Source organism: Oceanobacillus sp. CFH 90083 (assembly GCF_009389585.1).
Taxonomy (GTDB): domain Bacteria; phylum Bacillota; class Bacilli; order Bacillales; family Amphibacillaceae; genus Oceanobacillus.
The window spans coordinates 121,952-134,551 of the sequence record NZ_VIYG01000011.1; the positions used below are offsets into that span (position 1 = coordinate 121,952).

Annotated in this window: 10 protein-coding genes; 4 read left to right on the plus strand and 6 right to left on the minus strand. The window is 37.4% G+C overall.

Features of this window, described 5'->3' with window-relative positions:
* Positions 1 to 104 precede the first annotated feature (104 nt).
* The 3 genes from FLK20_RS16190 to nagA form a co-directional block, all read right to left on the minus strand.
* On the minus strand, positions 105 to 800 hold the full coding sequence (locus FLK20_RS16190; RefSeq protein ID WP_152657630.1) for a CpsD/CapB family tyrosine-protein kinase: 696 nt from the start codon (positions 798 to 800) through the stop codon (positions 105 to 107).
* Entirely contained in the window at positions 778 to 1,545 is a 768-nt protein-coding gene (locus FLK20_RS16195) for a YveK family protein (protein WP_152657631.1), read from the minus strand. The genes FLK20_RS16190 and FLK20_RS16195 overlap by 23 nt, the downstream gene beginning before the upstream one ends.
* Before the next feature lie 436 nt (positions 1,546 to 1,981).
* Positions 1,982 to 3,166: an N-acetylglucosamine-6-phosphate deacetylase gene (gene nagA / locus FLK20_RS16200; protein ID WP_152657632.1), complete on the minus strand. Its 1,185-nt coding sequence runs from the start codon at positions 3,164 to 3,166 to the stop codon at positions 1,982 to 1,984.
* An 867-nt stretch (positions 3,167 to 4,033) separates the two neighbouring features.
* Between nagA and FLK20_RS16205 the strand changes: the two genes are divergently transcribed.
* Complete coding sequence (locus FLK20_RS16205; protein WP_152657633.1) at positions 4,034 to 5,140, plus strand: C40 family peptidase; 1,107 nt, start codon at positions 4,034 to 4,036, stop codon at positions 5,138 to 5,140.
* A gap of 142 nt (positions 5,141 to 5,282) precedes the next feature.
* Here the strand turns inward: FLK20_RS16205 and FLK20_RS16210 are convergent, their stop codons facing one another.
* Complete coding sequence (locus FLK20_RS16210; RefSeq protein WP_152657634.1) at positions 5,283 to 6,749, minus strand: APC family permease; 1,467 nt, start codon at positions 6,747 to 6,749, stop codon at positions 5,283 to 5,285.
* A gap of 298 nt (positions 6,750 to 7,047) precedes the next feature.
* Between FLK20_RS16210 and FLK20_RS16215 the strand changes: the two genes are divergently transcribed.
* From FLK20_RS16215 to FLK20_RS16225, 3 genes are all read left to right on the plus strand, one after another.
* Positions 7,048 to 8,079, plus strand: a complete 1,032-nt coding sequence (locus FLK20_RS16215; protein ID WP_194165647.1) for a YheC/YheD family protein — start codon at positions 7,048 to 7,050, stop codon at positions 8,077 to 8,079.
* Between the two features lie 408 nt (positions 8,080 to 8,487).
* On the plus strand, positions 8,488 to 8,880 hold the full coding sequence (gene tagD, locus FLK20_RS16220) for a glycerol-3-phosphate cytidylyltransferase (RefSeq protein WP_152657648.1): 393 nt from the start codon (positions 8,488 to 8,490) through the stop codon (positions 8,878 to 8,880).
* Positions 8,881 to 9,045: 165 nt separating this feature from the next.
* On the plus strand, positions 9,046 to 10,209 hold the full coding sequence (locus tag FLK20_RS16225; RefSeq protein ID WP_152657636.1) for an LCP family protein: 1,164 nt from the start codon (positions 9,046 to 9,048) through the stop codon (positions 10,207 to 10,209).
* A gap of 145 nt (positions 10,210 to 10,354) precedes the next feature.
* Here the strand turns inward: FLK20_RS16225 and FLK20_RS16230 are convergent, their stop codons facing one another.
* Both FLK20_RS16230 and FLK20_RS16235 read right to left on the minus strand, forming a co-directional pair.
* The gene (locus FLK20_RS16230; protein ID WP_152657637.1) at positions 10,355 to 11,431 is read right to left on the minus strand and encodes an MraY family glycosyltransferase; all 1,077 of its coding nucleotides are present in this window, start codon (positions 11,429 to 11,431) and stop codon (positions 10,355 to 10,357) included.
* A gap of 158 nt (positions 11,432 to 11,589) precedes the next feature.
* Positions 11,590 to 12,600 (minus strand): N-acetylglucosaminidase (locus FLK20_RS16235; RefSeq protein ID WP_152657638.1); only part of this gene is annotated, 1,011 nt, incomplete at its 5' end.

Genomic DNA, 12,600 nt, shown 5'->3' on the forward strand with positions numbered 1-12,600 from the left:
AAGTAATCACAATGTACGTTTTCGCACACGCCCTTGCGCTTCAAGCTATAAACAGCTACCCAATTTCAATAAAAAGAGCTCTTTTAAAAGAACTCTTTTTATTTTCAGTTGCCATAGTAATAATAATAATTTGCTTCTTTTTTATCTCTATCATTTAAGACAACACCGAGAACATTCGCATGGACTGATTCCAATGCTTCTAATGCCTGCTTCGCTGCATCATTCTCTGTTTTTTTGCTGCGGACAACCAAGATGGCACCATCTACATAATTAGATAGAATTTGCGCATCTGTTACAGCCAGTACCGGGGGCATATCAAAAATAACCATATCATATTTTTGTTTTGCTGCTTCGATAAAAGCCTGCATTCTTCTTGAACCTAACAGCTCAGATGGATTTGGCGGTATTGGACCACAGGAAATGACATCTAAATTAGTAATGTCCGAGGATTCCACCGTCTCTTCCAATGTCGTTTCACCTACTAAAATATTACTTAGTCCACGCAAATTATCTAAACGGAAGGTATAGTGAATCGTCGGCTTCCGTAAATCAGCGTCAATTAACAAAACCTTCTTTCCCTGCTGTGCATACACAACAGCTAAATTTGCCGTTGTCATAGACTTTCCTTCTGCAGGTCCGGCAGAAGTTAAGAGCATACTTGTTATTTCATTATCTACAGATGCAAATTGTAAATTTGTTCTGACCGTACGGTATTGCTCCGAAATCGGGGATCGGGGATTCGTATGCGTAATTAAATGCCGCATTTTGCTTCCTAAGTTAAACTGTTTTTTTCGCGCCATTTAAAGCTCTCCTTCCTGTCGTCCCAGTTTGTTCTAAATCTGTACGTTGATGCGCCTGAATATCATTTTCATCGACATGAGAGATAACTCCAAGTACTGGTACTCCTAATTGTTTTATAATATCCTGTTCCGTTTTAATAGTATTATCTAAATACTCCAGTAAGAATGCAATTACTACACCAAGCATAGCTCCAAGTACGATACCAATTGCAATATTTAGGATTGGATTCGGGGCAACCGGGGATGGGTTCGCAACTAATTCTGCGTGTGTTAAGATAGCAACATTATCTACATTCATAATGCCTGGAATCTCTTCTTGAAATATTTCTACGGTGGTATTGGCAATATTCACTGCTTGTGCTGGGTTTTCATCTGTTGCTGTTACGGTTACTACTTGAGAATTTTCTTCGCTACTGACACTGATTTTATTAGCAAGCTGTCCTGGTGATAAATCCAAGCCAAGTTCATCAATAACCGGCTCTAATATAGCAGCACTGCTAATGATAACATTGTATGTATTTATTATTTCAACGTTTGTTCTTAAATCTTGCTGCGTAAACTGCCCCATCTCTTGTTCCTGCGTTTGATTAACAATAAACTGTGAACTGCTTTGATATGTTGGAGTTAACACAAAATAACTGATAACAGCTGCAATAAAAGCAACACCTAAAATAAATGTCAATATAAGTAGCAGCCGTTTCTTAATAACCTCAGCGATCTCCTTTAAAGATATCGTTTCTTCCATTTCTTTACCTCCGTTACTTATTAAACTCTTGTCTTAAAACCTTACTAAACTTACTTATTATGAAAATAATTGTATCCATTAGAATTTCTATTTTATTGTGTGTGGCTAAAATGAATGACAAATATCCCTTCTAGTTATATACTCATATTAATTTATCACTACAATAATTGACACAGGTGTTTTTACAATAAGTCGAATTATATCATATCGAATGCATTTTACCATATTTTTTTTATTAAGTTTTCGTTACCTCATAACGAAACCGTTAACAGACACTGTTCTGACAAGTTTCGACTCTTTTTTACAATTATATTACAAGTGCTATTAGTTGGCATAACTCCTTAAAATAATAGATTTAGCAAACCTTTACATAAAAACAATTTTTATCAAGTATTTCTCTGATTTTAACTGTTTCAATCTGTTACTGGAATATCACTTATTCCTCCTGATACACTACTTCTCCCCTACAAACAGTATAAGCAATATCCATCTCCTCATTTAATAAAACAAGATCCGCATCCTTCCCAAGCTCAATACTTCCTTTCGTATCAAAAATACCAACTTGCTGCGCCGGATTAACAGCTGTCATCTTTACAATATCCTGTAAAGTCACACCATCTAACTGCAGCATCATTTTCACTGCATCAATCATTGTTAAAATACTTCCCGCAAGTGAACCGTTATCCAATGTGGCCTGTCCGTCTTTTACATAAACAGGCTGCCCGCCAAGCTCGTACTTTCCTTCTTTCAATCCTTTTGCCCGCATAGAATCTGTAATCATAATGATTCGATCCGGTCCAACATTATCAAAAATTAATTGCAGCATTTCTGGTACAACATGAATGCCGTCTGCAATTAATTCTGCACGTAACCCTTCTAATTGAAATGCAGCACCTACTGCTCCAATATCACGATGGTGAATACCGTTCATCGCATTACATAAATGTGTCAGCTGCCTGACTCCTGCATTTGTTGCATGTTTGATCTGCTGAAAGGAAGCGTCTGTATGGCCGGCAGATACATTTACGCCAGATTCAGCTAATGTTTTAATAAATTCACCAGTTTTATCATGCTCAGGAGCCATTGTAATTGTCCGAATCTGTCCGTTTGCATCATCCTGCCATGCTAGAAATTTCGATAGATCTGGTTCTGTAATATATTGCTTCGGCTGTGCTCCTGCTTTGGAAACTTCCACAAATGGACCTTCCAAATGAATACCGACTAGATCCGCTCCTTGTTTTTTTCCATTAGCTGCCCATGCGGCAACATTTTTTAATGCATTTGAAATGTTTTCATCTGATTGGGTAATTGTCGTTGCAAGATAACTGGTCGTTCCTTCTGATGGCAGGTTGTCTGCAAGTGTCTGTAAGGTCTCCGGTGTAGCATCCATCATATCAACACCATAGCCTCCATGAATATGCGCATCAATAAATCCTGGGAGTAACTTTAGTTTATACTTTGCATCAATGACTTTTCCCGAAAATGATAGATCAGCTGCTTCTTCTTGTGTTAGAATTTGTGCTATTTTTCCGTTCTCTATCATAATAGATACTTTTTTCACCATTCCCTGAGGCAAATAGGCTTCTTGAATATTTTTTATAAGTAAAGTTGATTGTCCCATAATCTATACCTCCGTTTTATCTTTTTATAGTTAATAGTTTACTATTATTCATTATAACGTTAACTTTTGAATAAATGTATATTTTGCTTTTATTTCCCGGGAAATGACATAATTTATCGAAATAAATTCATTGAAATGATGTAAGGTGAAATTTTATTCAGTAGAATTTCCTATTCACTTCGTTAGTGAAACTGGGATTACTCCTCTCAAAGCCGTTGTTAGTTAAGTGAAATCGGGCTCATACCAGCAGATAAACTGGGATAAATCAAGCTTCGATTAATCATTTACAAGGTATTTCTATACAGATAATAGATTTATAAACCCTTTAATATCTATTTTTATTTACTAATCCAATACTATTAACTTATATACACATCTATACTTCTATATAAAACCATCCCTCAAATAGTCCTTAAGACTCAACCCGAAGAACATTACAAACATGTTACAATTTTGTCTATCATCTACCATTATTATCTATAAAACGATATAATTCTATAAAGATGTATTTACTGGATTATTTTGCATAGACAGAATGGTAAAAATATTTTTGTCTTATGTTTGTAACTAAATAAACTAGTATTTATACTTCGTTCAAACACTAACAAATCACACTCTAAAAACGATAATAGATAAACATCCGGGAGTAAAATACATCTTTATTGGTTGATAGAATATTGGATTTGTACTTATACCAAGATTTGTTACGTACACAGTTTAGAACTAATTTCTTTATTTTTTATGTACGGGGCAATGCGTTTAGAGATTGACTTTTTCTCTATGCACTCCTCTTTGGTCTCCTTACAAATCATATTCAAACACATCTATAACACCCCATGTATTAAAATCTAAGGAGGAAACACACAAATGGCGAACAAGAAAATCATCTTTTCCGTTACTGCATCTGCAGCAATTGCCTCTGCTCTTGTAGCAACAGACAGTGCTGACGCAGCATCTTACAAAGTAAAAAGCGGCGACAACCTATGGAAAATCGCACAGAGCCAGGGGACTACTGTCTCCAAATTGAAATCTCTTAATAACCTTTCTTCGGATCTTATTTTCCCGAATCAGGTTTTAAAAACATCTGGATCTTCAAGTTCGAATTCAAACTCCAGCTCTAGTTCAAGTTCCAGCTCAAGCTCTAATCGTTCAGGCGGAAGTACATATACAGTAAAGTCTGGTGATACATTAAGCGGTATTGCTTCTCGGCACGGTATTTCTTTAAATAACTTAATGAAGTGGAACAATCTATCTACTACATTAATTTTTCCAGGAAATAAATTAACTGTCAGCAGCAGCGGCTCAAGCAGTAACAGCTCTGGTAGTTCCAACCGCTCTAATTCGAGTTCTGGTTCTGGCTCCAGTTCTTCTGCCAGCACATATACAGTAAAATCCGGAGACAGTCTTTCTAAAATTGCCCGCCAGCATGGTACAACAGTATCTAACTTAAAATCTATCAATAATTTGTCTTCTGATTTAATTATTGTTGGGCAAAAGTTAAGTGTAAATGGGTCCAGCAGTTCCAGCTCTAACTCAAGTTCTTCCGGAAGCAGTTCAAGCAGTAACAGCAGCTCCAGCACAAGCAGCTCATCAGCTAGTGCAGGTTATGATGTGAATACGCTAATCTCAACTGGTAAAAGCCAGCAGGGTAAACCGTATGTATGGGGCGGATCAACTCCAAGCGCCGGTTTTGATTGCAGTGGCTTTATCTATTATGTATATAATCAAGCCGGAAAAAGTATCCCTCGTACAAGTGTAGCAGGATACTATGATCGATCACAGACTGTCAGCAATCCGCAGGTAGGAGATCTCGTGTTCTTCTCTGGAACATATAAGTCCGGCCCTTCCCATATGGGGATCTACCTTGGAAATAATCAGTTCCTGCATGCAGGCTCGTCTACCGGTGTTACGATAACATCTCTGGATAACTCTTACTGGAGCGCTCATTTCGATAGCTTTAAACGCTTCTATTAATTCTATTTACAAAGTGAAAAAAATCTGTACCTTGTCGTTCTAAAAAGAACCCTTGGTACAGATTTTTATATTGATCCAATACTGTTATAAGAAAAGATATTTGGCTCTATCCCTCTCAGAGATACCTTTCCTTCCGCTTATACTACTCTCTATCTTTCTCTATTTCAATTTCCTCTTTCCCTAATATCCGATAATTCATTTCTTTTTCCGGGATGCTGTTAAAATCCTTTCTTTTTATCAGATAAAAGACAAGCCCCAATATAATCCATATCGCTAATGAAATTCTGGACTCCGCTCCCAAAAAGGCCGGTGAGCCTGGAATTAACAAGAGTGCCAAGAATACGACACTTGCAACCATTCCTAGGAAAGACAAGATTTTTTTACCTGGGGCTACAATATGCCGTTTTTCGTTAAAGGTCTGATCCTTCTTCATTTTAAATAAAGTAAACCCTGCATAACATGTATATAAATAAGCGATGGTTACACCAATAGATGACATATCCACTACCCATAGTAAAGCTTCTCTTCCAAACCATGGTGCTGCCATAGAAATGATGACCGCAAATATAATGCCTACATAAGGAGTATTATATTTGGGATGCAGCTTTCCAAAGCTTTTAGGCAGTATACTCGCACGGGCCATGGAAAGCATCAACCGGCTGGAGGAAATAATAAAGCCATTTAAGCCTGTGAATATTCCCATTGCCAGAGCTACAGCAAGAATCGCCATTCCCAGAGGTCCGAGCAGTTCCTGAATGATATAGCCTGTTCCCCAGATATGCCCTTCTGCAGCAACATCTTCCCAGGGTCTGACCATTGCTGTAACAATAATCATCAAGCTGTACAATGCAGCGGCTGCTAAAATAGCAAAAACAATCAGACTGAATGCTTTTTTCGCAGGGAAATTAAACTCTTCTGCCGTCTGCGGAACATTATCAAATCCGACATATGCCCAAGGCGCAATCGCTACAATGGAAATGATGGCGGCAATCGCTGTCGTGTCACTAGGAAACATGGGCGTAATATTTTGCAAGCCTGCGCTCGGCTGAATTCCAACAAGTAATAATAACGCAAAAATAGCACCAATCATAATGACACAAAAAATAAATTGAATCCTTCCTGATAAACTGGAGCCTCTCAAATTGGAAACACCAAATAGAATAAGAATCAATGTTGCAACAATGATTTCTGTTAAATAGACATCCCAGCCAGCGACTTGATATAAAGGCAGGTTCTCAATAACACGCGGGAAAATAAATTTAATCATGAGTGCAAATGCCGATGCATTTAACGCTACAATGCAAATATATCCTAATGTAAGGAACCATCCAGAAATAAAAGCATGCGTCCTTCCTAGGCTGATATATGCATATGCAAAGCCGCCGCCTGATACCGGAAAGCTTTTAATAAGGAATCCAAAGCTTACAGCAATTAACAGCATTAATAAAGCGCCAATAAAGAAACCGATAATAACGCCTAATGGCCCTGCCGACTCCATCCAGGTAATCGGCTGTACAAATGCCCCCCAGCCAATCGCTGACCCTAAAGCAAGTGCCCATACCCAATGCGGTTTAAGCGTTTTTTGCAATGTTTCTCTGTTCTCTTTCATATGTGAGCTCCTTTTTCTTTGCCATTTTTAGAAAAAATTCAAACTTTGATAATGTATAACTTTACATGAAAAAAATCATTTCGACAACAAAATAAACTAATTATTTACAATTATCATCCTTATTCTTGCTGAATAATTATTTCAATACTTTTTTTAACAAAACCTGTCATTTCTTTTACTTGACAAATGCAGCATTCTGTTTCTCATTTCAAAAATGGTACTTCAAATCGTCTTTATTTATGGTAAAATTGATTGTAGATTATGCGTAAAACAAGTGAACAAGGGGAGAGAAGATTCCATGATTGTAGGATTAATGCAGCCTTTTAAAGAACCAACAGACCTTGCAAAAGAGATATCTATTGAAGCAAAATCAAAAGGAATCAGCATTCTGTATATGAACCCAAGCGATATTAACGAAGATAACCATACTGCATCCGGATTGATTTTAGATGGAGATACTTGGGAAATGGCAGAAAGAAATATCCCTGAGATTATTGATGTTTCTGCTTTTTGCTTGAAATACAAACAAAAAATCAGCTATTTGCAAGAGCGTGCTTATTTAACAGAGGACGGAAAAAATAAAATCTCCAAGGAAAGTGTACAGAAAATGCTGGAAGAGGATTTACACTTCCAAAAGCATGCGATTCCAACAGCCAGATGTAAGACATTCTCGATTATTAAAGGCTTCTTAATGAAATATGGCGAAGTGATGGTAAAGCCAGTCTATAGTCCACCAGGAGAAAACGTTTATAAAATTTCTCAGGTAGATAAAGATGCATTTGTAGTCTGCCACCAGAATTCCAGTGCAGAAATGACCATGAAAGAGACTTTCGCGTATTTTCAGGATATTATTTCTAAACACAAATATATTGTCCAAAAATATATTCCTTCCGAAACAGAACAAGGGGAACCATTTAATTGCCACATTCATTTGGAGAAAAATAAAGAAGGTCACTGGGTCATAGTGAAAAAATATATTCGAGTAGGAACAGCACAGCAGATCTCGCCCAATAATCAGCACGAAGCCGCCACATTTGATACCGATGTATTTTTAAAACAAACATTTAAAGAGGATACTGCAATGATAGATGATTATCTTGATTCGTTTGCATTAAATATCGCAAAGAAGATAGAAAAAACACGCAAAAAAGAATTAGCAACACTAGGTCTTGATATCGGCATTGATAAAAACCAGAACCTCTTCCTTTTCGAATCAAACAGTGCTCCAGATGCTTCTTTACTGAAGGAAGAAGCCGCTAGGTTACGTACAGATTATTATACTTATTTATTAGATCAAAATACAAAACGCATTCCAAAAGAATTAGCTTAAAGTCCATTATGATCCATTAGCCCTGTTTCATAAGGCAGTGTATATAAATTCTTCTTAAGATGCCAGGAATCCAACTTTACTTAAATCATATTGCGCAATTTCTGGCATCTATAAGAAAACTTGGCAAGCCAAGCCTGAAAGGCGGAGGATTGCCTTAGTTGGGACTGGAACTGGAACTGGAACTGCGATTACTCGTCCCACCGAAGAGCTTTTGCGATTACTCGTCCCACCGAAAATCATTGCACTTATACTTTTTTCCTTAGCTTCTTTATACTTCAAAATAAAACCTCATCAAACCACCCTACCCGTTCTTCCTATCGAAAAAACGTATTTTTTGTAACTCTCGTTTCTTCTTTCTTCTTTTCTTATGTTACTATTACTTTAATAAGCTTTTAGGGGGTGAAAATAATACGTACTGTTATCACCTATGGTACTTTTGATTTATTGCATGTTGGTCATGTGAATTTATTAAAGCGAGCAAAAGAAATGGGGGATTATCTTATCGTAGGATTATCCACCGATGATTTTAATATACTCAAGCATAAGCAGTCTTTTTATTCCTATCCAGACCGAAAAGTTATTCTTGAATCTGTACGTTATGTCGATAAAGTGATCCCTGAGGTATCCTGGGAACAAAAAGAGAAGGATATTTTAAAATATCAGGTCGACACATTCGTTATGGGACATGACTGGACAGGAAAATTTGATGAGCTGAAGTCCTTTTGTGAAGTCATATACCTTCCCCGGACAGATGGTATCTCCTCCACAATTATTAAGGATAACTTAAGAGGAAATTTTTAGATATATGGAGCATATGCAATAGAAAACCTTGTATTTTCTATACTGTCAGCAAAGAATAAAGATGTAACGTAATTGTAAATTTACTAATTGTTCATTCCATAGTAAAATTGAGTGTGGTTTACAAAGAAATCAGTCGATATTTCTTGTAAAAAAAGGAGATTTGTAATGGCAAAACAGAAAAATGTGCAAGCTCGCAGGGTTACACGCAAAAAACGTAAACTCAGAAAAGGGGTCTTAGTCACCTTAATTATTGCAGGCTTGGCTTTACTAAGTGTTGTTGGTTATGGAAGTTATTTATATGTTAAAGCAAATAATGCTGTCACGGGTTCTTTTGAAGATGATGGTCGTGAAAAATCAGATTTAAGAGATTTTGAGGTTGATCCGAATATTGATAATGTTTCTGTCCTTATTATTGGTGTTGATGAAAATGATCATCGGGATAATGCAGAAACCTCCCGTTCAGATACGCTTATGTTAGCGACTTTTAATCGAGATGAAAAAAGCGTTAAATTAGTAAGTATCCCTCGAGATACACTTCTGTATGTTCCGGAAGTAGGCCGCGAGGATAAAATTACACATGCTCATGCCTATGGCGGTCCAAAAGCAACAATTGAAACAGTCGAAAATTTAATGAATATCCCGGTTGATTATTATGTGCGTGTTAATTTCCACGCATTTGTAGATGTGGTGGATGCTATTGGCGGCGTTGATGTGGATGTACCATATGAATTCCAGGAGTCTGATTCCATGGATAAACGAGATTCGATCCATCTTTATCCTGGAAAACAAACGCTTGATGGCGAAGAAGCACTAGCGTTTGCACGAACCCGTAAATTGGACAATGATATTGAACGCGGAAAACGGCAAATGGAAGTGGTTAATGCTGTAGCAAATAAAGCAACCTCGCTCGGATCTGTATTTCGATTCGATGATTTGATTGCAGCTGTCGGCAACAACATGAATACTAATATGACATTCAATGAAATGATGACCTTTATTACATTTGGCACCGGCGGTCTTGATATCGAAAACTTCACCTTAGAGGGTAGTGATTATCAACCAGGCTCCACTTATTATTGGCTGCTTGACGAATTTGCCTTGGAAGAGACCAGAGCTATACTGCAAAATCATTTAGAAATCTCTAATTCCCTTGCTGAAGAAGAAGGGGTAACGAATGAGGCAGAAGGATATCAAGAAGGTGAAGAAACTTACTCAGAAGAAGAAGGTTCTTATGAAGAACAAGGTGAAACTTACCAGGAAGCTCCTGCTCAAGAAGATCCTTATCAAGAAGAAACAGATGAATATAATTCAGATGGAAGTCCTTATTAACAAAAACCTCTTTCCCGGGATTTATTTTGGGAAAGAGGTTTTTTTGTGATTGTCTGGCACTATCAAAAATAAGCCGAAATAACAAGCCTTCTTATTCTTCAATCTCCAGAATAGAAGGCTTTGAAATCATATTTTTATGTTAAACTTAATTCGATTTTCTCTTATTTATTCCACTCTTTTTACTTGCATATAATATGGATCTCCAATTCAAGCTGATGCCACATATAATCGAGAATAGATGTATCCCCAATATGACGATACAAAATACAGCTAAGGAGGTCATCAGCTGTGCATTGTTAACTACAATCGCCATTGCTCCAAAGAACATACTGAACGCATAGATAATCCATACGGATTGTCTATGGGAATAGCCATTTTTTAATAATCGATAGTGAATATGATTTCGATCCGCTACAGAAATTCCTTGTCGATTATGAATTCTCCGGATAATTGCAAGCAGAGTATCAAATACCGGTAACGCAATAACAATAATGGGAATAACAAAGCTAAAGAAGGCTACATTTTTGAATAATCCGAGCATGGATATAACCGCAATCGAATACCCTAAAAATAATGCACCCGTATCTCCCATGAAGATTTTAGCCGGGTGAAAATTAAACACCAAAAATCCGAGTGTGGAGCCGATTAATAGTACAGATAATCCAATAACGACAACACGATAATCCATGATAGCCATAATCAAAATACTGATGAAAGCAATAGTTGACACACCTGCAGCCAGTCCGTCTAATCCATCGATTAAATTAATTGCATTGGCAGCAGCAACAATCCAGAAAATAGTAAGAGCTATGCCGACATATTCTCCCAGGAATACCGTGCCCATAAAAGGTAATGTCAATTTCTCAATGACTAGTCCTGAATAAGCTACAATGGAAGCAGCGACTATTTGACCTAAGAGCTTTGTACCGGGACGAAGGTCAAAAATATCGTCCAGAAGCCCAGTTAATAGCATGATAATCCCACCAATAATAATGGCCGTCATCTGCGGATCTTCCGGCTGCAGATATAAAAAACCTGCGGCAATACCTAGAAAGATGGACAAACCGCCAATACTTGGGACAGCCCTTTGATGTTGCTTTCTTTGATCAGGCTGATCTACCAGATTTAATTTTTTAGACGCCCAGATAATAATTGGTATCGTGATGATTGCTGTCAAAAGTGCGATCAGAAACGCTATTAGCAATTCTGTAACACTCCACATAGTTGTTCACCTGCTTCATTTTAGTCTAGTAAATGATTACCTTCCTATTCTATTACTCTTCTTTCGTTTATTCTATCATAATTCGACGATAACTGTGACAGAAAAACGTAAAAAACACTCGAGCTTCAATTTAGAGAAGGACTCGAGTGTTAAAGTATCTAGCGATATTGCGCGATATTAAATTTAAATACCGGATTATCCAGCATATCATATAATCTCTTTATGTTTGGAACCTGTTTCACAGCCCAGGCAATATCTGTTGCATATTGCGGATAGCCAGGATTTGCAGGATTCCACCTCATTTTGTATAGCGTATTTTGATTATACTGATTGTGAATATAGCTGTTTCCAATAAATCTGGCACCGCCAATGATTGCTTGCTCTGGTGTAAACCAGCCTTCATTGTAAGCTCGAATCGCTCCACCGTTATGGGCATTACCATCCACAGCCCCAATCCCATACATATTATAAGTCGTTCTGATATTTGTAAGGCTGCCTCGATTAGACGCTGTTACAACAACAGGATTTCCACTGCTATTTAAGCCTACTTCAATTCCTCTTGCTAAAGCTGAACTTCCGTTGCCGGTTTCTAATAAAGCATGGGAAATCAAGTAGATCTCGTTAACACTATGCTGTCTGCCTGCCGTTATAAAAGCTGATCCTTTGTCAGCCAGAATTCCTCTACCGCGTAAAACTGTGCTATTTAAAGAAGAAGCTGTTACACCAGCACTGCTGGTCAAGTCTAAGTGCTGGAATATATCATTATTCTCTGGATTCAGATAATTTCTCACATCATCTCTAGTTGGATTTCTCCAAACACTGTAGTTGATTCTGTACCAATCACCTGTAGAACCAACAATAGTGACTGTTGTTCCACTGCTGATCTGTCCATAAATATGACTTGTATTACTTGCTGATGATCGGACATTTACATTAGCAGTCGTTGTTCCCGTAGAACCGGATGCATTCACATAATTCTTATGCACATAAGCCGCACTGTTGCGATACATATCAGTTTGCTGCAGTTGGTTCATTTGGATGTTTAATGCTTGATCGAGTGTTACATTATACGTTTCATGGTTAATTACCCAGCGATTATTGATAGCTTCATCAATAGCTGCTAAAGTTCTTTCATCTGCTATACCATTTACTCTTAAGTTGTTATCTCT